Genomic DNA, 21,557 nt, shown 5'->3' on the forward strand with positions numbered 1-21,557 from the left:
CGGCACCCCATTCTCCGCAACCCGGCGTTCCCGGGGCCGCCCGGAGGCGGAGCAAGGTTCGAATGAATCATTCGTCCTTGTTAATCCTAGAATAATTCATGGAGCTTAAACAGAAATGAAACCGACCTTAAAATAAACTGAGAGTATTGCCCCCATTAACAAAAAAATGAAGGCCGTCTGATTGCTCGGCCTTCATTGGGCATGATCCTCTTCGTTCCGGGGAAACTTGATTTCCACCCGCAGTCCCGCCGGCTGGCGGTTGGACAGTTGCAGCATCGCTTGATGATGGGCCGCGATGGAACGGGCAATCGCCAGCCCCAGGCCGGACCCGGGCGTCCCCCGGATATTGCTGGCCCGGTAAAAACGGTTTCCCACCAAAGGCAATTCGGCCTCGGGAATTCCCGGCCCGTCATCGCTGACGGATACAACCGGCTCTCCCTCATGGTTGCCGATCCACACCTCAATCCGCCCTTGGCCGGCTGTGTATTTCAGCGCGTTATCCAGCAGGATGATCAACAGTTGCTTGAGTTTGTCGGCCTCTCCCAGGACCGGCAAGCTGTCGGGCGCTTGCAGGGTGAGCCTCCGGTCCGCCGCCGGCCCGTGCAGAAAACCGGAGACCGCTTCCCGGGCAATGGCGGCCAAGTCCACCGGGAGTCGCTCGGGGTGGCTCTGCCCCTCCACCCGGGCCAGCAGCAACAATTCGTGGACCAGCCCGGCCATCCGGTCCACCTCGGCGGCGATATCCCGCAGCACCTGGCTCCGTTCGGCTTCCGGAAGCTTCGTCGCATGGTTTAAGAAGTCCAGATTGGCTTTGATCGAGGTCAGCGGGGTCCGCAGCTCATGAGATGCGTCCGCCAGAAACTTGCGCTGGGTTTCATAGGAGTCTTCGAGGGAACTCAGCATCTGGTTGAGCGCTTGGCAGAGTTCGCCAAACTCATCTCGCGCCCAGCCGAGATTGGCGATCCTCCGGCCCAGCTGGCCCGAGGCCGCGATCTGCAATGAATCCCTGGTCATCAGGTTCACCGGCCGTAAGGTACGGCCGACGAAGCTCCAGGAGATCACCGTACAGGCCGCCACCGCGACCAGCCAGCCGCTTCCCAGGAATACCGCCAACCCCGCCAGACTGGAATTCACGTGCTCCAGAGATCGTCCCACCACCCGATAGGACCGGCGGCCGTCCGGTTGGACGAGCGGGAAGAGAAAGATTCGATACCATTGATCATGGATGGCGACCGTCTCTTCGTCCCGCCGCTTTCCCCGCGGCACCCGGATCTGAGCCACCATTCGCCGGAGGCGGGCGGCAACCGCCGGGTTGAGGGAATGATCCGAAAGGGACCTGCCCTTTTCATCCAGGATCATCGAGAAGGACTCGGGCAGCATGGCGTCGGCCGCCCTGCCCGCACCGGAATTGTCCCGGTGGGGCCGCTTTTCGGGAATCCCGTAATTCTCTGCGGCCCAGGCGAGCAAGGATTCATTGACTTCGCGGTTTAAATGATACCGGAGCGCGAGATATAGCCCGCCGGTAAAAAGCAGCAATAAAACCGCCAATATGCAAGCATGCCAGGCGACCAAGCGGTTCCGGATCGGCAAAGCCATTTTCGCTACTCCTTTAAAATATAGCCCGAGCCCCGGACGGTATGGATCAAGCGGGTTGCGCCGTCCTGCTCCAGTTTGTTCCGGAGGTACCGGATATAGACTTCGACGATGTTGGATTCGCCGCCGAAATCATAGCCCCAGACGGCCTCGAGAATCATCCCTTTGGTCACTAACCGGCGTGGATTAGTCATCAGATAATATAACAGCTGGTATTCAGTGGTCGACAGGGCGATGGAGCGGCCGTTCCTGGACGCGGTGTGGGTGGCGGTATCCAGAGCCAGCTCCCCCAAGGACAATACCGGCGGCTCCGGTTGGTTGCCGTTGCGGCGCAGCAGGGCCCGGACCCGGGCCAACAGCTCCTCATAGGCGAAGGGCTTGATCAAATAATCGTCGCCGCCGCTGTCAAGCCCCGCCACCCGGTCGCCGATATCATCGCGCGCCGACAGGAAAAGGACCGGGATCGCGGTCTTGGCCTTGAGTCTCTTGCATACTTCGATGCCGGAAAGCCCCGGCATGGTCACATCCAGGATGACCAGGCCGGGCCGGAAACGGTCCACGGTCTCCAGCGCCGCGGCCCCGTCGTTGGAAACCTCGGTTTGGAATCCTTCGTAAGTCAATACCCGCTTGAGGGAATTGGCGATCATCGGATCGTCGTCGACCACCAGAATCTTGAGTCCGATCGTTGTCACCGGAACCTCCCGCAATTTTTTATCACTATCCTAGCAATTTTTTGTGATGATTTTGTGAAGAAAAGCATCGGCTGCCGGTTTTGGTTCCGCCCGGAGCACCCCTTACGTTTCAACCGGTTCCGGAATAGCCGCTCCAGTCCCGCCTGGCGGACTTTGGACCATCCATCGCGTCCACAGGGTCCGTTAGGATCATGATGCAACCGGAATAAAATGAAAAAAGGGCTGCCTCTTGTGAAGACAGCCCTCCCTGAATGCGTATTCAATCCTGAAGTTTCAATCCGCTACAATTGTTTACCAGTTACCAGCATCTCCGCCGCCGGCCCAGAGAAACGACGACATAAGCCGGCGCCGCTGCGGTGGGGCATACTCCGACCGGAGCCACCGCCGTGGGACATATTCCGACCGGTGCTACCGCCGTGGGGCATACTCCAACCGGTGCTATCGAGGTACCCCATGCGCCGCCAAATCCCACCGGGGCGATCGGGGCACCGAAGGCTCTCGGAGCAAAGGTACCGCCGAAGCCCATCATGGAACCATCGCAACCACATGACATGTTTATCACCTCTTGGATTTTGATTGGTTTTCTATTTTCTAGTAGTTATTGTATTAACCGCTGCAGTAATTGCGCACGTGCCAAAATATCATCTTTCAGGATGAAACGGGAGTTTCTGCTCCGCTTTGTTTATCGTTGCACCCAAAACCCCGGCGGATCGGCGGCGGGCTTTCACCCAGCCGGGTCAGCTCATCGGTTCCTTTCGCGCAACCGTCATCATCCTCGGCCCCAGGACCGGTTCATTCTCCAATAGCCGGGCCACCGCCAGGATGCGCTCTCTTTTGGCTTCATCCCGCCAACCATGATCCAGCTCCGGCACCAGCCACGCCGTGCCGATGACGCCGAGCGTCTTCTCATATTCCAATCCGGCTTCCCGGACTTCGTCCCGGATCTCCTCGGGCAGGTGAAAAAAGGCATTGGTAAACGTACTGATCCTGCGGGGATTGTTATTGCACAATCCGGTCAGCACTTCTTCCCGCATGACCGAGTAATAGGTCTCGTCAAACACCAGGCCGTTGGGGATGGCATAATTGATTCCGGCATACCGGGTAATAGTGAAAGCCAACAGGATTCCGCCCGGTTTCAAAATGCGCCGGGCTTCCGACAAGGTTGCCAGGCGATCGTTACGGTCCGTCAAATGATAGAGCGGGCCGTGGGAGATCACCAGATCGACGCTGCCGTCGGCGATTTCCGGGAGCACCCGCGCGTCGCCGACGCTCGCCTTGAAACGATGGGTTTTGGGAGTGGCCTGCGCTTTTTGCTCCGCCAGCGCCACATGTTTGGGTACGATATCGATCAAATGGACGGAATGCCCCAGCGCGGCCAGCCATAAGGAATAAGCGCCCGTGGCGCCGCCGGCGTCGACGATCGTCAGTCCTTCTTTCCATAAATACCGCGCGATCAGCTCCTTGGCCCGTTCCTTCTCAAGCTGACCAAATCCGCCCTCCAGCCGCTTGTCTTCGTCCATAATCTCATATTGCCCGATAATATTGGCAGCGATATTATCCATCTTTTTTGCTCCTTTTTCCGATTCCACTATAATTTCCGACCGCGATGAATAAAACCAAAGAAAACCCTTTGGGTCAATGCTAACATTTTACCATTCTTCTCCAAAAAAGTGTGTGGTTTTTCTCCCGGAGCCACCCGCAAAGGCCGGGCACTGATAAGCACCTTGTTTGGTTTCATCTTAATTGCTTCTCCAGCCTTCCTTGGCTTACCATCACCATGTTTTGCTTTTTGTTCCGGCCCATATTGGCGATTAATTTGTCAACCGAAAAGGGTTTGCCATGGGCCGGCATAATCCGCTTGGCCCCTGCGGCAATGAGCCTTTGCCAACTGCGGTAATATTCATCCAGATCGCTCACCCCGATAACGCAGTACTTTGTCCCGGCGAACCGCAGCATGTTGGCTGCCGCGTCCCCAACCAAAGTGTCCCCGTCGTCCAACAAAACCGAAAGCGAATCGATGGTATGACCCGGTGTCTTGATAATCCGGCCCTTCAAGCCGATCCCGATGGCTTCCAAACGGGTTTCGCCGGAGATTAGAATGTCGTTGGGACGCACCTCATAAGGGGGGAATTTGAGATTTCGGTTTTTCGGGACATACTTCTTTAACGTCAGCATGATGATAAAGCGTTTTAGCGTCAGTAACAAGCGAACCCGCCGGTTGATTACTCCTTTGGGGTGCGCGGCATCGTTTTCACCCCTTGCCAACAGCTCTTTGGCGCATCGCGACATCACCACCTGAATCCGGGGATTCTCTTTCACAATGAGATTCAAAAGTCCGGCATGATCATCATGATGATGGGTCAAGATGATCTGACGAAGCTGGGAAAACTCGACCCCCGCCTCTTGAAGGCGTCGACGGAACAATTCCCAATCCGCTTCATATCCGGTATCAATGAGAACATATCCCTCCTTGGTTTTGAGCAAGAAACAATGGGTCACGCTGAGTTTTAAAGTGATGATATCCATGGAGACCCTCCGATTCCTCTTACTTTTCAGTAAATACCCGATGTTTAGTTGCTAAACATGATTGCAAAAAAATTCCCCTTGATTGCTTTGATCGCTGCCAATTCCATTCAGCAATTGTTATGAGCCAACTTTATCGGAAACGTTTATCAAAAAATTCCTCGATAATATCTTGGATTTTTCCTAAAAAACTTATTTGCTCATCGGAGCAATCCGCCAACAATTGAGCGATCTCAGAATACATTTTCGCGTGATACTCCTGGTGCTTTTGATGAATTGTCAGCCCCTGTTCGGTGAGGGTTAAAGCGACCTCGTTCGTTCCCGGCGCTGCAAAAGTTTTATTCACGAAGCCTTTTTTGACCAACTTATCAATCACTTGGGAAACTGCCCCTTTGGTGATGCCTAAGAGCAGTGCCAATTCGGTAACGTTGATATTCTGATGATCGCCGATCGCGGCAATGGTATGTACTTCGGACCGGAACAACCTGTTTCCGATCCCATAGTCGTGGGCCCGTTTCTCTCCCGTACTGTATTTATTCATAATCCGGCTGAACTGCTGTGTTAACTTTTGCAATTGTTCTTGGCTGGAAATGATCATCGCCCCTTGTTTAGTAACTAAACATCAAATTAAATATAACTCTCATAGAAATCAAAGTCAAGATAAATTGAGCAACTGCTTTTCCTTGCAGACCCCCGCTTGATCGCTTAAGCACGACCTCAAGCACTTCCTTTACTCCATACTAAGGATTATCATCCTGCCTGCACCCGTCCATGGCCGGGTTTGCTTTGATCTTTTCCGAAACGGGGCGGAATAGTTTATCCACTTTCCCCAACGCATAGATAATGGTATCCGCATCTTCAGCGGATAAGCCCTGGAAATTGAAAATATCATCCAAAAACTTATTCCTATAATCGAGCAGGCTCCGGTTATTCTCCATAAACTCCGGCGACAGCGATAAATGCACCGAACGGCGATTATCCTTGGGTATCTGGCGAACGACAACGCCTTGATTCACCAGCCTATCCACAATGGAGGAAACCGTGCTTTGGGATAATCCCATTTTTTTGGTGAGTTCATTGAGCATGATATCGGGTGTTTCATACAGTATGAACACCAAATTGAGCTGCGGTAAAGTGAATCCGTAGGCTCTGAACTTTTGAGCGGCCACTTCGCGCATTTTCCGCTGGATGGACCGGAAAAGTTCTACGATTTTCTCCATTTGATCATTCGAGCACTGCTGCATGGGTCAATCCCTCCCCTTCATCCGGATGATCCCCGTTTTGAGAAGTATCTTTCTGCTTGCCCCGCATGAAGAATACCACGATGATGGCTATCGCCACGGCAACGACCGTAATGGCAATGGCATAGTCCATCGCATCCACATAAGCCTGCTTATATACCAATCCATAGATTACAGAGGTAGCGGCGCCCTGGGCTTCCGCCGTTGAAAACCGGTTTGTCGTAAACAACCCTTGAAGCTGGTTGAACATCGTTGCGGCTTGGGAATTAAAGGCCGTCACCTGTTCCGACAGCCGGGCATAATTCGTGTTGACCCGGGCATTCAGGGTCATGGTCATAATCGTAACACTGAGCGAGCCCATCACCTGACGGATCGTATTGGATAATGCCGAGGCCCTTCCTACCAGCCTTTGAGGAACGGCATTCATTCCCGAGGTATTGATCGGCATCATCGAAAGCCCGAGGCCGATTCCCCGGATGACCAGCAAGAAGCTGATGAATTCTTTGCTGGTATTGAGATTGATAAATGAAAGTTCATACGAAGCCCACGCCAAAAGAAACAGGCCCGGAACCGCCACCGGTTTGGCACCGACTTTATCAAAAATAAAACCGCTGACGGGCATCAAGATTCCCGTCGCGACGGCCGACGGCAACATGATGAGCCCGGTTTCCATGGCGGTATAACCGCGCATGTTTTGCAGAAAAACCGGGAGAATATAGGTCGCTCCCATCAGCGAAAACGTCGTAATACAACTAATCACCTGGCTGATACTGAAATCAAAGATCGTAAACACCCGTAAATCCAACAACGGATCAAGGTGGGTCAATTCATTGACGACAAACAGCATAAGACAAAATCCGCCCAATGTCAATAAAAGAGGATTCTTAATGTCGCTCCAATCAATATTGGACCCTTCACCCAGGACATAGAGGATGCTTACCAGCCCCACCGTGGAGGAGATAAAGCCAATCCAGTCAAATCCCTTGGCGGGCTTGACAACGGACGGTTTTAAGAGAATGACGGCCAAGGCGACGCAAATGATACCGATCGGCACATTGACATAGAAAATCAAACGCCAGTCCAATTTCTCAATGATATAACCGCCCAGCGTCGGCCCGATAGCCGGAGCCGCCATGGAGGCAATGCCCCAAAATCCCAAGGCCATGCCGCGTTCCGCGGGCGGAATGATCTCATAAATAATCGACATGGCCACCGGCATGATCATTCCGCCGCCCAGAGCCTGGATCACCCGGAAAACAATCATCGAGCTATTGCTCCAGGCAAATCCGCAAAAAAAGGATCCCACGGTAAACATGATCAGCGCGAAAATAAAGACCTTTTTGGTCCCCAGGATATCACCGAGATACCCGGTGAGCGGGATAATGGCTCCCAAAGCGAGAGTGTAGGCGGTCAGGATCCATTTTACGTCATCCAAAGAGACGCCAAAAACCGCCATCAATTTCGGGATGGCGATATTGACAATACTGCTGTCCAGAATCGACATAAAGGTTCCAATGACGCATACCAGCAGCGCCATCCATTTATATAAGGCACCTTGCTGCTCTTCCATATACCCATCACTCCGTTACTGAATATGAATTTTGATCACAGCGTTGGTGCCGGGCAAAAATTTCTCATGGGTCTGGTCCAGTTGAATTTTGACCGGTATTTTTTGAACCACCTTGGTAAAAGTGCCGCTAGTGGAGGCGGGCAGCAAAGAAAAGGTCGAATTGGAGGCCTGCCCAATCGATCGGACTTTACCCGTAAAGCTTTTTCCCTCAAACTGATCAATGGTGATATCCACGAACTGTCCCGGCCGGACCCGGCCGACTTGAGTCTCTTCGATATTGGCATTGACGTATAATTTTTGGGGGTCGACCATCACTGCCAGGGTTTGACCAACGATTTCAAACTCACCCACGGTACCCTGTTTCTTGAGGATAATGCCGTCGATCGGCGCCCGGATCACCGACTGCTCGATATCGGCATCCGCCAGGTTGAGCACTTCCTGCCGCCCCAAAATTTGATCCTTGATTACAGTATCGCCTTCTTCGACGTTGAATTCAAGGAGTTTGCCGGAAATTTGCGGACTCACCTTCACCAGATCTCCGGTGAGTGTGGCGTCCTCGGTGGCGATGAAATAGGTATTATTATACCAATAGTACAGCACGACGCCCGCCAGTGCGACGACCATTGCCGCTAATATTCCGATCATCAGTACCTTGCGTTTTCCATCCATATTCTTTTCTCCCTGCCTTTACTTTTTCAAAGCGATCTCGGCAAACATCCCGGGTTTCAAACCCGGATCCGCAGTCGAGAGGACCACTTTCACCAGCACATTTTTACTTAGCGAATTGACCACCGAATTGACCACGGCAATCTCGCCGTCGAATTTCTTGCCCGGGATTTCCGAAACTTTGACGATGACCCGTTGCCCCTGTTTTACCTTTCCTATCAGACTCGCGGGCAGATAAGCATCCACGCACAGGTGGTCATTATTTACAATGGAAACCAAGGCGACGCCGGGGGAGGCCAGTTCCCCCACGTTGATGTTTTTGGCGGTGACAGTCCCGGATATGGGCGCCAGGATCGTGCCGTTGCTTAATTGGGTTTTGGTGACTCCCAAAGCCGCCTGGGCCTGTTTGAGCTGGCTTTCGGAGATATTTACGGTTTCCTTGGTCTCCCCCTGTTTCAACATGTCCAATTGCTGCTGCGCCGATTTGTATTGCGCTTCAGCCGCGGCCAATTGCGTCTGGGCGGATTCAAACTGGAGGAGGGGGACCGCTTCTTGTTGATAAAGTTCTTTGATGCGATCGTAACTTTTTTTGGAATTTCGATAACTAATGGTCGCGCCTTCCAAATTGGCCTGGGCCTGGGAAATCTGATTTTCCCGGGAACCCGCCAAAATTTTGCTCAAATTGGCTTGCGCCGTCGAAACCGCGGCTTCAGCCTGCCTTAGCTGAGCCCGGATATCACTGGTATCCAAAATGATGAGCGGATCGCCCTGTTTCACCCGTGAGCCGACGTCGACATTGATTCGAGCCACCCTCGCGGTTATTTTAGCAGTGACGGCTGCTTGAGTTGTGGCATCCACTTTGCCGGCCATGATATAAACCTCTCGGGATGGCTTGGCCGGCCGGTTCTGGAGACGGGCGGCGGATTGATTGGCCTGCCCACATCCGCCGAGCAGCAAGGCTGTGAATACAACAAGCGGAATCATTCGTTTCATTTTGAACTCCTACAGTTAGTTGTTAATAAAAAATCTTGCACGAAATAATCGTATACGAACAATTTTTATGCGATATTTATTTTACTATGATGTTCCATTGTTGTCAATCATAATGGCGAATTCGAAATATCATCCTCGCAGCGCGTTTATTCCCAATAATGGTAACCGGGTTGAAACAGATTCGGTCCTTCTTCGATGCCACGATAAAAAAAGGCGGGATCATCCCGCCTCTGCAACTTGATATTGACTGATCTTCCCTCCCGCTTCAACGGAATCGGTTCCTCCGGGTCGGCCGCCTGATTATTTCTTCTCCTTTTTGGGCAGGCACATCATCACCATCATCCCGATCATCAGCAGCGGGCAAATCAATGATGCCAGCCAACTCCATTTCAATGAAACGCCGATTGCCGGCGCAAAGAAGGCGATACCGAGCGGTATCAGGCAACACAAAACCATCAATAGCATATGGCCGCGATGATCTTTGCCGGAACGCCCCTGGTGGCATGGAGGAATTTTCTTTTCGTCTACATCCTGACTCATCCGGATTCCACCTCATTTCATCAATTAAAGGTTTGTAACAGATGATTTTATCCTACACCAAACCCATGAAGTTTTTATGAAGAAATCCGCTATTATTGGGATGAGGTATTATCAACCCGGGTCCGGCTTCATTGCCTAAACACTTGTCTCCCCAAGCGGGGACTTCTTGCGGCGGTTCATCAAGTTTTCACTCAAGAAAGTCCGAACCTGTTCAACCAGGATATACACTACCGGAACGATGATCAAGGTCATCGCCATGGAGCTGGTCAACCCGCCGATCAAGGCCCAACCCAAGCCGTGTTTGAATTCGGAACCCGGCGTATTCGAGAGCGCCAGCGGCAACATGCCCAGGATCATCGTCAGGGTGGTCATCAGGATCGGCCGGATCCGTTCCTGCCCGGCCTCAAGCAATGCTTCTTTCATTCCGGCGCCGCTCCGGCGGGCCCGGTTCGCGAAATCGACCAATAAGATCGCATTCTTACTGACTAACCCGACTTGCATGATAATGCCCATGATCGAGAAGATCGACAACGAATTGGCGGTGAGCCCCAATGCCAGCAGCGCGCCGATGATCGCCAAAGGAACTGAGAAGAGGACGGCAAAAGGATCGATGAACGAATTATAAAGCGCGGTCATAATCAGATAGATGAAAATGATGCCGGCCAGCAACGCCAGGCCCAGACTGCCGAAAGCATCGTCTTGTTGTTCCAGATCACCGCTAAATTGGTACGAAACCCCGGAAGGCATATTTACCGTTTCGAGGGTCTTCGCAATATCAGCGCCGATATCGCCGCTGGCTCTGCCGACAGCTTGAGCGGAAAGGGTGATGGCATAATTACGGTCCCGCCGTTCCAACTTATTCGGGCCGGTCCCGTTGACTAACGTGGCAAACTCACTGAGCTGAACCGGTTGCCCGGAGTTGTTCAGTACGGTTAACCCGCCGACGTCGGCCGTTCTGGACCGGTCCGATGAGTCGTACATCACCCGGATAGGGTATTCATTGCCGTCTTTATCCTTGAATTTGGACTGATCGTTACCGGTAAAACCCGTCTCCAAAACGTCCCCGATATCGCTGATATTCAAACCCAGTTTGGCCATTTTCTCGCGGTCGGCTTCGATCCGGATCTCGGGTTGACCTTCCTTGGCTGAGAGCTGCAGGTCATCGATTCCCGGAATCCGCCCGATGATGCCCTGAATGCGGAGCGCGGCCTGATATGCACTCTTCCAATTGGTGCCGCTGATGACAAGCTGAATCGGAGCGCCGTCGGCGGTTCCCGTAATCGTGATTGGACTTACATGTACTTTAATTCCCGGGATTCGTTCCAGCCTGCCTTTCAACGCTTGCGAGACTTCAATGGTGGAACGGGAACGCTGCTTTTTGGGAACCAGCAGCACCTGAATCTCTGCCGTATTGCTCGGAGCCGCCGCGGCATGCATTCCGCTGGCCGTACCCACTGTGGTAAATGTCTTCACGACTTCGGGGAATTCCGCCAGGATCTGCTCGGCTTGCCGAGTCGTTTGGCTGGTCTGTTCCAGTTTGGCCCGGGTCGGCAACTCGATTTGGACGAGGAGTTCGCCACGGTCCATGGAAGGCATAAATTCGGAACCGATAAAGCCCAATGGGAGCAGCGCCACCGCCGCTACAAAGAGCACTCCGGCGACGAGCAGCGTTTTGCCGCGGTTTTCCAGACTCCAGCGTAACAGTTTGACATACTCCGCCACCAGGGCCGAATATTTCGCTTCAAACCAAATTCCAAACCGCCCCGGCAACGAACTCTTTGACAAGCTTTCCACTTTGGCGAAACGCGACGCCAGCATGGGGGTGACTGTGAACGATACCAGTAAACTCATTAAGGTTGAGATGACCACCACCAATGAAAACTGGCGCGTAATACCGCCGATGAGCCCGGTGACCAATGCCAGCGGCAGGAAGACCGCCACATCCACCATGGTGATGGACAGGGCGGTAAACCCGATCTCATTTCGCCCCTTTAGCGCGGCCACCTTCTGCTCTGCTCCTTGCTCCAAGTGATGGTGAATATTCTCCAGCACCACGATGGAATCATCCACCAGAATTCCAATCACCAGCGACATCGCCAGCAGTGTCATCATATTTAAGGTAAACCCAAAGGCCCACATTCCAATGAAGGTGGCCACCAGCGAAGTAGGAATGGCGACCATCACCATCACCGAACTCCGCAGGCTATGGAGAAAGAGCAGCATCACCAGAGCCACCAATAAAATGGCGAGACCCAGATCTTCGATCACGGCATTGGAACAATCCATGATAAATTGGGAGCCGTCAGAGATGATATCGAATTTGAGGCGAATCGCCTGATTCTGCTCCTCCAGGATCTTGAGGGCCTTCCGGACCGCCCGGCATACCTCCACTTGGTTGGCGTCCGATTGTTTCTGGATCAACAAGCCAACCGTGGTTTTTCCATTCGACCGGCTGATCGTGGTCTGATCCTTGCTGCCGTCCCGGATCTCGGCCACGTCCGACAGGACGATTTCTCCGCCGGATGCCGACTGGCCGATGATCAGGTTTTTCAATTGATCCAGTGAGTCCAGTTTACCGGCCAGACGCAGCACATATTGGCCGTCATGGTCCTTAATCTTGCCGGTGGGGTAGTCCAGGTTGGCTTTTTGAATGGCTTCGGCCACCTGTACGTTGGATAAACCGTATATTTGCAGCTTTCGGCTGTCGACGTTGATTCGAATCTCCCGCTGTTCGCCGCCGATCAGGCTGACTTGACCGACCCCCGGTTGCTTCACCAGTTGGGGAACGATAAAATCATTCAAAAACTGATAAAAAGCCTTGGATTCCATGTCGCTGGTAACGCCGAGCCGCATTACCGGGAGGTCATTAATGGAGTAAGTGGACAGAGAAGGAGTTTTGGCTCCGTCGGGAAGTGCCGCCAGGATCTGGTTCACTTTCCTTTGGGTGGCCTGCATCGCGAGCTCAATATCGGCGCCTTGCAAAAACTCAACGGTGACCACGGAAAGTCCCTCTTGGGAAGCAGCTTGAACGCTTTTCACCTTATTGATGCCGGAGACCGCTTCTTCGATCGTTTTGGTAACGGCCGATTCAACTTCGCTGGCGGAAGCTCCGGAATAGGCAGTCGCAATCGTAACACTCGGCATCGTCAAGCTCGGAAATAATTCATATTTCAGATTGACGTAGCAAAAAATCCCCATCAACGCGATGGCCAGGAAAGCGACGATGATCAGGATTGGGCGTTTAATGGCAACCTCGGTAACAGTCATTTCAATCACACCCTTACCTTAAATATTCTTGATAATTTCCACCACAGCCTCATCCTGTAAGTTATCTTGACCGCTCACCACGATGCGCTCTTTTTCTCTTAAACCCCGGACCACTTCAAACCGGCTGTCAATCTCCGCTCCGATCACGATATCGCGCAGTTTGGCAACACCTTTTTCCACCACATAGACTTGGGGATTCTTCACACTGCCGATTACCGCTTCCCGCGGGATGGCCAGGATCGGACGATCCGTTCCCAGGCGGAACGTCACCTTGCCGTAGATTCCTGACTTCAACGGATATTCTTTCTGAGCGGGAATCACGACTTCCACCGGAAAGGTCCGGGCTTCGTCGCTGGAGTCGCTGATACTTTCAATCCGTCCCATCAATGGAATACCCGGGTAAATATCGGTCACTACGCCGGCTTCATCACCGACCTTCAATTTAAACGCTTCGCCGGACCCGACATTCACCTTGACTTTGTAGCTTGACTTATCGATGATCGTAGCCACTTTCGTTCCCGGGTTGATCATGGCGCCGAGGTTCACTGGCCGGTCAGTGACGATACCGGAGATGGGCGTGGTAATCGAAGTGTTTTGATATTGGCGTTTGGCTGAACGCTGGGCTGCTTCCGCCGAGAGAAGATTATTCCGGGCCGATTCCAGTTCCGAGCTTGAGATCAGCTCTTGTTTATGCAATTCCGAGGCCCGCTCCCAATCCTTCCGGGCTTTTTCGTAATTGGTTTGGGCCGAAAGAAAATTGGCTTTGGATAACTCATCGTCCAGTTTAACGATGGACGCCCCCGCCGATAGATACGAACCGACTCCGGCATGCACTGCGATGATCTTTCCTGAAGCTTCCGAGACCACCGCGACCTCATTCCTGGCCACGATCAGACCGACCTTGGTCAGGTTTTCTTGAAGCGTTTGTGATTGTACATCCGTAACGACGACTGCTACTGCCGTATTATGAACCACCTTCGCCTTCTTTTCCACCTCGGCCTTATTGTTCAGTAGCACCCAAATCATCAATCCCACGATACCGATGATGCTTAAGGCCAATAACAGTTTTTTCATCCGAATCACCTTCCGTCTACTATTAGTCCAGTGGTTCAATACATCGAAGGAATTTTGGAAAATCGCGATGTTTAAACGCGTTTTTCAAAATTGGTATTTCCTTGTTGAACTACGGATTAATAAAATGTATTAAATCGAGATTCGAACCTTTAGAAACCGAACGTTCGGTTTAAACATTCCAAAAAAATTTATGTTTTTATTTCCTGATATAAGCCGTCCCACACAGTTAATAATGCCTCCGGCATCTCTTTGATTCTCCCTTTCATCACATTATGCATGCCGACGCCATCGCTTGTATAAATAAACAGGTTTGCAATCTGTTCATCGGTCATGGAGGAGTTGATTTCTCCTTTATCTCTGGCACTGCGGACGATTTCCTCCCAAGCTCTAAGCTCAGCTTGCAAGTTCTCGGTCACTTTATCCCGAAAACTGGGAAAAAGCTTCATCGCATCAAACATCAAAACATAGTAGTTGAAACCGCTATCCCCATCCATTCGGTTTTGCAGAAATGACATATTGGCATGATATTTTACATAGTCGTGGTAAAATTGATATAATGATTCTTTGCTCAGTTTATTGTAGTCCATGATGAATGCAGAAACAAAATAATCCACCACTTCCAGAAAAAGCTGCTCCTTGCTTTCAAAGTAATGGTAGAAAGCTCCTTTCGACATTCCCGTCTTCTCGACAATCTCTTGCATGGTTACTTCCTTGAAGTTCTTTTGCAAAAAAAGGCTGAAGGAAACATTCAAAATGTGTTCTTTGGTGTCATTCATCAATGAGTCCCCTCCTTCGATACCGACCGTTCGGTCTATTTCTAATATATCGACTCCTCTCCGATTTGTCAAGCATTGTCACTTATAAAATCATCTCCTCGGCTGGTTCTCCTTCTTCCATGCCAGTGAATCTTTTAACAAACCCTTTTCTCGCCGCTGAGTATGATTTACTTTGTTTTTCCTTACGACGATTATAGTGCTAACCCTCGGCCCGAATCTGGAAGGGGAACCACCGGACTGGTCCAGCTCAGGCACATCATACATCTTTCGGGAATGGGCGATTTCTTACAGATTATTCTCACTCTTCTCTAAGCCCTCTTTAAAGGCCTACTTCAACAGTTCGTATTATATTACACTACCGATTCAATGATTCCTCTTCCCGTAAGGCTTGTTTTAATTTTTAAGCTTTCCAACCAATCCGCCGCCGTATGCCACCGCTTGCTCCCGGGCCGCCGCGTCGGGATTCCAGAATACTTTCAATCCCTCATCCATTAATTCAAAACCCGCTTTGGTTAGCCCGTCATTGATCATGGCGACCGCTTCGCCGCTCCAGCCTTGACAGCCGAAAGCGGCGGCTTTTTTCTTTTTAAACCCCAAACCGCGGATTTCTTCCAACAATCCGGCCACGGAATGCATAATGCCCCGGTTAATCGTCGGCGAACCGACGAGAATCGCTTTCGAGCGAAAGACATCGGTGATGATGTCGTTTTTATCGAATTTGGCCGAGTTATGGATTTTGATCGTCACCGCGGGATCGGCCCTTTCAATTCCTCGGGCAATGCATTCCGCCACAATCCGGGTGCCATCCCACATGGTGTCGTAAATGATGGTGATTTGGTTTTCCTGATAGTCCGCCGCCCATTCCTGGTACTTCTGGACGATTTGCAGCGGGTTATCCCGCCAAACCACGCCGTGGCTGGTACAGATCATGTCCAACGGCAATTGCAGGCCGACAAATTCTTTAATTTTCTTGGTTACCAGCGGGTTGAACGGCGTCAGGATATTGGCGTAATATTTGATGCTTTCCGCCCATAGTTCCGCTTGATCCACCCGGTCGTTAAATAATAATTCGGTCGCGTAATGCTGTCCAAAGGCATCGTTGCTAAAGAGGATGTTCTCTCCGGTCAAATAACAGAACATGCTGTCCGGCCAGTGGAGCATCGGCGCTTCGACGAAGATCAATTCCTTTTGGCCGAGACGGACCGTATCGCCGGTTTTGACGGGATGAAAATTCCAGTCCTGATGGTAATGGCCTTTCAAGGACTTTACCCCGTTCGCCGTACAATAAATGGGAACATCCGGAATTCTGCGCATCAGTTCCGGCAGCGCGCCGCTATGATCGGGTTCGGCATGGTTGGCGATGATCAGATCGATCCGGTTTAAATCAATCTCCGCAGCCAGATTGGTGACAAATTCCTTGGCGTAAGGGCTCCAGACCGTATCGATCAATGCGACTTTGTCTTCCAACAGCAAATAGGAGTTATAGGTGGAACCGCGATGGGTGGAGTACTCCATCCCATGAAAGGTTTTGAGTTCCCAATCGGTTTTTCCGACCCAATAGACGTTGTTTTTTACCTGCTTTTTCATGGAATCTCTCCTTAAAAATCTTAGAACCCGGCTCTCAATTTCGCAAACTTGCTTCTTTTACAATCGGCAAGCTAAGTCATACACACGGTATTGTTTCCAAGAATAAACTAAAAATCGCAGGAAAAAATAAAGCCCAAGATGAAAGGCAGTTTGCTGGCGGCTTAATCACCGGCTTTTTCGTGGAATGAAATCAAGCTTTTCTTTAATGAATTGCCTTGGCTCCGCAGCGGCCTTTTCGGGGCGCTATGAATCTGGTTTTAGCCATGACTTTATTCCATACTTGAGCTATCCATTATTAAAAGCCATGTGATAAAGTCTTTCCAAACGGAAGTCAGCTTGCAAATAATATCAAACGACTTTATCACTTGCTTTTCTGAGCTTTTGTGTTCACCCTGGCCTTCGGACAGGGTTTATCACAACGCTTTTAAAACTAGCCCTTTTGTGGAAAAATAGCCAAAAGAGGTGCGGTATGGTTAAGAAGGTTGTCATCGTTGGAGCGGGGATTGCCGGGATCAATGCGATCAAAGCAATCCGCGAAAAAGATTCCGAAGTCCCGATCGACCTGGTAAGCGACGAACCGTTTTTCCCATATAACCGGATGAAGCTTTCCAAAGGTCTGTTTGAATTGGAATTATCCGACAATCTATTGCAAAAGAAAGAATGGTACGCCCAAAACCGGGTCAACCTTCTTTTGGGAGAAGCCGTCCGGAAAATCGATGTCCGGAGCCAGACGGTAACCTTACATCATGGTGCAAAACTTGAGTTTGATAAACTGCTGATCGCGACCGGCGCTCTCAATCGCGAACCCGAGTTATCAGCGGCAGGCGAACCCAGGCTCTATACGCTTCGCAAAATGAATGATGCCCGGCAGGTTCTGGCCCATATAGATCGCGCCGGACAAGTTGTGCATATCGGCGGCGGGATCCAGGGTCTGGAGACTGCGTGGGCTCTCCGGCAACACCGGAAAAAGGTGACGATTACCGAGATTCAAGCAAGATTAATGCCTTTCCAGCTCGATGAAAAAGGTTCCGATCTTTTACAGCATCTGGCGGAAGATTCGGGGGTTGAAGTTATAACCGGCTCGCCGGTCGTCGGAATGGAGCAAACTTCGGTGCAAATCGGCGCGGGCAAAAGCATTCCTTGCGACATGGCCATTTATTCCATCGGCATCATCCCGAATTTAGCGATTGTCGATGATACCGGGATTCGGACCAACCGGGGCATTCTCGTCAATGAGCGGATGGAGACCAATCTCCCCCACATTTACGCGGCCGGAGATGTCGCCGAATATGACGGCAAAATCTTCGGGTTATGGAATATCGCCGTGGAACAAGGAAAAACTGCCGGATACAACCTGATCGGCCATCCGGCATCCTACCGGCCGGTTGTTCCGGTAACGACTTTACGCGGTTTCGACATCACGCTGTTTTCCATGGGGGATGTTGATGAGAGCCATGCATCCCACAGCGTCGTTCATGAAGATATAAGCAAAAATACCTATATACGGGTTTTCATTCAAAACAACCGGATCAGCGGCGCGATCATGATCGGCGATACCGGCAAGTCTCCTTTATTAAAAAGCGCCATCGAAAAACAAACCTTATTGGAGGATATATCCTGGAACCAAATTACGGTGGAAGACCTTTTTCAAACACTAAAAACGGACCCAAAAGAAAGGGGTACTCGAATTGAACAAAATTCAGTTCTGTGAAAACAACTTTGTCCACGGCACCGGAGAAGTCGTCGACAAACTGCGCCAAAATCATCCCAACGCAACCATCGAAGTTGAGTCTTGCCTCGGCTATTGCGGCGATTGCGCCATCGGTCCCTACGCCTTGGTCGACGGCGAAATGGTTCAGGCGGATTTCGCCGATGACCTCTATGAATCGATTGTAGAGCTGATCGATGACTGAGTGTTTTGCTTCATTCTCTCCCAAACGGCAAGAGAACCGGGCAAATATCCAAAACGGAAAAGCGCTCTGAAAAATAGCGAGCAACAAGCAAACACTCCGGAGTGAAAACTCATTGGGAGTGTTTAACGTTTGTTATCTCGTCTTCATCCGGTCAGTGTTTGGAAATTGCCACCCGCCAAACCTGCGGGCCTTCCTCCAGATATTGCCAGCCGAACTTGTCGGGCATCTCCGCCATAAACTGATAACGGAGCGGCTTCGGGTCATGATCGTTGATCAATTCCATCGTTTCCCCGGGTTTCAGGTTTTCAAAAGTTTTAAAAATCGCGGGATGCTTTTCTTGCGGCGCATACTGCCGCGCATCGATGCGGGCTGCGAAATCCGGCACCTTCAATCACCCTCCTCGTCGTTTTGAGGGTATTGTAAGTAAATTCGTCCCATTTATACCCGGTAAATCATCATTCCCGAAATATCCCTCCGGTTGTATAAAAGGCTCGCGCGAGGCATACGGTATATACGAATAGCGGAGCTTTTTAAAAGAGCTGTGATAAACCCGGCTAAAAAGCCGGAAAGTTCACAGCGATTGCCTGAAGCAAGTGATAAAGTCGTTTTAAATCTTTTTATGAGCTGATTTCCGTTTCGAGAGACTTTATCACTTGCTTTTTTGAGCTTTGTGTCCACTTATCACAACGCTTTTAATGGAGAAATAGATGAAACCGGCATCAAAGGCGCTCAGCAATGAAGTCAGCTTCATTGCCAAAAATAACGGAGCGGTTTTAATCGGGACAACCCCAATTTATTGCGTTGAAAAAGCCATCGTCATCGGAACCCCTTTTCATGAAAACTGGCATTTAAGTTATTTTTTTTCGGAAGCTCGGCGCATTCGTGAAGAGTACCGGATCGCCAAGCCGTTATTAAACGGCATTCGCGAACTTTTAACCAGCGAAGGGTTTACCGTTCAAAAGAAGACGCCGCTGTCCATCTATGGCGATTTCCGGCCTCTGGCCGTGGCGGCCGGACTCGGGCATTATGGAAGAAACGGTTTGGTCATCAACAAAGACTATAGTTCAGGTTTAATCTTTTCGGCAATCTTCACCAATGCGCCGGTTGAATTCGAAGCAGAGCCCGACATTCTCAATTGCGCGGACTGCGAGTTATGCGTCCGACTGTGCCCCGCGAACGCCTTAGCGGAAGGAAGGCTCAACTATAAAAAATGTCTTCCGTATTCCCTAAGGGGCTGTTCCCAATGCATGAAAGCTTGTGGATATGCGGTAAATGAAATCGTGTGAGTGCTCATAAACTCACCTTTCGCAGATCGAATCCCCAGCAATCTTCGTCAGCCAAATTTTTCCACAACAGCTCGAGCTTATTGAGGAACTGAAAGAGATCATCTGATGAGGAACTGATCTCTTTTTGTGAATGAGCGAGCTCTCTCAGTCGCTCAGCAAGCTCATTTTGTGGATAAGAGAGCTTGTTTTGTGAATGAACAAGCTCGCTCAGTCATTCAGCAAGCTTGTTTTGTGAATAAGCGAGCTCTCTCAGTCGCTCAGCAAGCTCGTTTTGTGGATAAGTAAGCTTGTTTTGTGAATGAGAGAGCTTGCTCAGTCGTTCAGCAAGCTCGTTTTGTGGATAAGCGAGCTGTTTCTGTGGATAAACGGATCCGTTGAACATGGTTAATGATTGGGACTGTGGATAAGTCGGAGAAGTTCCGGCTAAAACGGCGTGGGGAAGCTTGGCAAAGACCGAGGAGGCTTCCCGGACCGTCGGGACAGCTTTCCTGAGGGCCATCCCGGTTTTTGGCGCTTTGAAACCGAAACCGTTTTGGGGATTGCCCGAATTGAAAAAGTTCAAAGCCAACTCGAATTACAGATCACGGATCAAATCATCTAAAAATTTGCCAATGATGATCCATTCGTCACGATGATAACGTTCGAAGAGCGCGACCATTTTTTCTCTTTTCATTTCATGAAGTTTCTTATGGATTTCGAAAACTTCTTTTCCTCGTCCCGTCAGGGCGTAATAAATTTCTCTTTATCCACAAAAACAGATCGCTGATTCACAAAACGATCTCTTTCAGCTCCTTAACAAGCTCACAACAAAACAAAGTTACTCAACTTCCACAGCGAAAAACGATGTCGAACCATGGATATATATAAGCATAAAATGAAAAATGGAAAGATGCATTGACAACCAGTCTAAACTAGATTCCTTGCCCCGATAAGGAAATGTAGGGAAAAGAATTCTTGGATCTTGTTCATTTGGACCACGGTTCCGGCGGCGGGTTACTTTTTTGGCGACGCTCCCGGCCATCCTTGGCCTCCGCTCAGTGGACTAAAAATCGCCTTTATCACTTGCTTCTCTGAGCTTTTGTGTTCACCTGGCCTTCCAGGATTTATCACAACGCTCATAAAAAGCGCTCTAATCGCTCTTCAATGGCTTTCTTCGGGAGGGCTCCGACAAACCTATCCACGATTTGGCCGTCTTTAAAAATGATCATCGTCGGTATCGACATTACGCCATACTCGGATGCCAGTCTTTGGTTTTCATCGACATTGACTTTAGCGACTTTTAAACGATCTCCTTGGTCTTGGGCGATCTGTTCCAAGATCGGTCCGACCATCCGGCAAGGTCCGCACCAGGGCGCCCAAAAATCGACCAGGACTACACCCGCATTGTTTAAAACTTCATCTTTAAAAGCATTTTCAGTCACATTCATCATCATACCCGCCTCACTTTTCTTCATCGTACTGTTCAAACTGCTCTTTCCCTTGAGAAAATGCGAATACGGCGCTTACGGTCCATTGCGAATCCTTTCTAAAGCCCGGGCCAGTTGATCGGGGCAGGAACTTTTCTTGCCGCGACAACTTATTCCTTGCAAACGATCGACCACTTCCGCGACAGTCATCCCTTCGACTAACCGGCTCAAGGCCTGTAAGTTGCCATCACAACCGGATTCAAACTGAACCTCTGGCAATCCTCCTTGTTCCATTGAGAAGCGAACCTGTTTTGAGCAAACTTCCTTGGCGTTATAGATAAATTTCTTCATTGTCGCTCTCCCGTTCTATGAATTCATTGGACTTCCAACCCAGATCATTAATGGTCTTTGAAATATCCGACACTGCGAC

The 21,557-nt window shown here is 50.6% G+C and carries 21 protein-coding genes; 3 read left to right on the top strand and 18 right to left on the bottom strand.

What is annotated here, in order from left to right; all coding sequences use genetic code 11:
- Nucleotides 1-192: 192 nt before the first annotated feature.
- The 14 genes from EDC14_RS22045 to EDC14_RS22110 all read right to left on the bottom strand — a co-directional run bounded on the left by EDC14_RS22045 (nt 193) and on the right by EDC14_RS22110 (nt 16,522).
- Complete coding sequence (locus tag EDC14_RS22045; protein ID WP_132016486.1) at nt 193-1,596, bottom strand: sensor histidine kinase; 1,404 nt, start codon at nt 1,594-1,596, stop codon at nt 193-195.
- Nucleotides 1,597-1,601: 5 nt separating this feature from the next.
- On the bottom strand, nt 1,602-2,276 hold the full coding sequence (locus EDC14_RS22050; protein WP_132016541.1) for a response regulator transcription factor: 675 nt from the start codon (nt 2,274-2,276) through the stop codon (nt 1,602-1,604).
- Between the two features lie 746 nt (nt 2,277-3,022).
- A complete protein-coding gene (locus EDC14_RS22055) occupies nt 3,023-3,847 on the bottom strand; it encodes a class I SAM-dependent methyltransferase (RefSeq protein WP_132016487.1) in 825 nt (274 codons plus the stop codon).
- Nucleotides 3,848-4,019: 172 nt separating this feature from the next.
- Nucleotides 4,020-4,811 carry an MBL fold metallo-hydrolase gene (locus EDC14_RS22060; RefSeq protein WP_132016488.1) on the bottom strand — a complete coding sequence of 264 codons (792 nt, stop codon included), beginning with the start codon at nt 4,809-4,811 and terminating at the stop codon, nt 4,020-4,022.
- A 130-nt stretch (nt 4,812-4,941) separates the two neighbouring features.
- Nucleotides 4,942-5,406 carry a MarR family winged helix-turn-helix transcriptional regulator gene (locus EDC14_RS22065; RefSeq protein WP_132016489.1) on the bottom strand — a complete coding sequence of 155 codons (465 nt, stop codon included), beginning with the start codon at nt 5,404-5,406 and terminating at the stop codon, nt 4,942-4,944.
- Nucleotides 5,407-5,548: 142 nt separating this feature from the next.
- Nucleotides 5,549-5,986, bottom strand: a complete 438-nt coding sequence (locus EDC14_RS22070) for a MarR family winged helix-turn-helix transcriptional regulator (protein WP_165908229.1) — start codon at nt 5,984-5,986, stop codon at nt 5,549-5,551.
- Between the two features lie 46 nt (nt 5,987-6,032).
- Entirely contained in the window at nt 6,033-7,619 is a 1,587-nt protein-coding gene (locus tag EDC14_RS22075; RefSeq protein ID WP_132016491.1) for a DHA2 family efflux MFS transporter permease subunit, read from the bottom strand.
- Between the two features lie 15 nt (nt 7,620-7,634).
- Complete coding sequence (locus EDC14_RS22080; RefSeq protein ID WP_132016492.1) at nt 7,635-8,288, bottom strand: HlyD family secretion protein; 654 nt, start codon at nt 8,286-8,288, stop codon at nt 7,635-7,637.
- 18 nt (nt 8,289-8,306) lie between these two features.
- Nucleotides 8,307-9,278, bottom strand: a complete 972-nt coding sequence (locus EDC14_RS22085) for an HlyD family secretion protein (RefSeq protein ID WP_132016493.1) — start codon at nt 9,276-9,278, stop codon at nt 8,307-8,309.
- 300 nt (nt 9,279-9,578) lie between these two features.
- Nucleotides 9,579-9,818 carry a hypothetical protein gene (locus EDC14_RS22090; protein WP_132016494.1) on the bottom strand — a complete coding sequence of 80 codons (240 nt, stop codon included), beginning with the start codon at nt 9,816-9,818 and terminating at the stop codon, nt 9,579-9,581.
- Nucleotides 9,819-9,953: 135 nt separating this feature from the next.
- On the bottom strand, nt 9,954-13,085 hold the full coding sequence (locus EDC14_RS22095; RefSeq protein WP_132016495.1) for an efflux RND transporter permease subunit: 3,132 nt from the start codon (nt 13,083-13,085) through the stop codon (nt 9,954-9,956).
- 18 nt (nt 13,086-13,103) lie between these two features.
- On the bottom strand, nt 13,104-14,159 hold the full coding sequence (locus EDC14_RS22100; protein WP_132016496.1) for an efflux RND transporter periplasmic adaptor subunit: 1,056 nt from the start codon (nt 14,157-14,159) through the stop codon (nt 13,104-13,106).
- 188 nt (nt 14,160-14,347) lie between these two features.
- The gene (locus EDC14_RS22105; RefSeq protein ID WP_132016497.1) at nt 14,348-14,935 is read right to left on the bottom strand and encodes a TetR/AcrR family transcriptional regulator; all 588 of its coding nucleotides are present in this window, start codon (nt 14,933-14,935) and stop codon (nt 14,348-14,350) included.
- A 393-nt stretch (nt 14,936-15,328) separates the two neighbouring features.
- Nucleotides 15,329-16,522 (bottom strand): anaerobic nitric oxide reductase flavorubredoxin, encoded by a 1,194-nt coding sequence (locus EDC14_RS22110; protein ID WP_132016498.1) that lies wholly within the window; start codon nt 16,520-16,522, stop codon nt 15,329-15,331.
- Nucleotides 16,523-16,991: 469 nt separating this feature from the next.
- Between EDC14_RS22110 and EDC14_RS22115 the strand changes: the two genes are divergently transcribed.
- Complete coding sequence (locus EDC14_RS22115; protein WP_132016499.1) at nt 16,992-18,233, top strand: NAD(P)/FAD-dependent oxidoreductase; 1,242 nt, start codon at nt 16,992-16,994, stop codon at nt 18,231-18,233.
- Nucleotides 18,211-18,435: a YuzB family protein gene (locus EDC14_RS22120; protein WP_132016500.1), complete on the top strand. Its 225-nt coding sequence runs from the start codon at nt 18,211-18,213 to the stop codon at nt 18,433-18,435. Before EDC14_RS22115 ends, EDC14_RS22120 begins: the two co-directional genes overlap by 23 nt.
- Before the next feature lie 151 nt (nt 18,436-18,586).
- Here EDC14_RS22120 and EDC14_RS22125 read toward each other — a convergent pair whose 3' ends face one another.
- Nucleotides 18,587-18,820 carry a DUF2249 domain-containing protein gene (locus EDC14_RS22125; RefSeq protein WP_132016501.1) on the bottom strand — a complete coding sequence of 78 codons (234 nt, stop codon included), beginning with the start codon at nt 18,818-18,820 and terminating at the stop codon, nt 18,587-18,589.
- Between the two features lie 322 nt (nt 18,821-19,142).
- Here EDC14_RS22125 and EDC14_RS22130 point away from each other — a divergent pair, with 322 nt between their 5' ends.
- Nucleotides 19,143-19,721, top strand: coding sequence for a 4Fe-4S ferredoxin (locus tag EDC14_RS22130; RefSeq protein ID WP_132016502.1), 579 nt, complete (start codon nt 19,143-19,145; stop codon nt 19,719-19,721).
- 211 nt (nt 19,722-19,932) lie between these two features.
- Here EDC14_RS22130 and EDC14_RS22135 read toward each other — a convergent pair whose 3' ends face one another.
- The 3 genes from EDC14_RS22135 to EDC14_RS22145 form a co-directional block, all read right to left on the bottom strand.
- Entirely contained in the window at nt 19,933-20,283 is a 351-nt protein-coding gene (locus EDC14_RS22135; RefSeq protein WP_132016504.1) for a hypothetical protein, read from the bottom strand.
- Nucleotides 20,284-20,836: 553 nt separating this feature from the next.
- A complete protein-coding gene (gene trxA, locus EDC14_RS22140) occupies nt 20,837-21,154 on the bottom strand; it encodes a thioredoxin (protein ID WP_132016543.1) in 318 nt (105 codons plus the stop codon).
- Nucleotides 21,155-21,223: 69 nt separating this feature from the next.
- Nucleotides 21,224-21,478: a TIGR03905 family TSCPD domain-containing protein gene (locus EDC14_RS22145; protein ID WP_132016506.1), complete on the bottom strand. Its 255-nt coding sequence runs from the start codon at nt 21,476-21,478 to the stop codon at nt 21,224-21,226.
- Nucleotides 21,479-21,557: the final 79 nt, after the last annotated feature.

Source organism: Hydrogenispora ethanolica (assembly GCF_004340685.1).
Lineage (GTDB): Bacteria > Bacillota > UBA4882 > UBA8346 > UBA8346 > Hydrogenispora > Hydrogenispora ethanolica.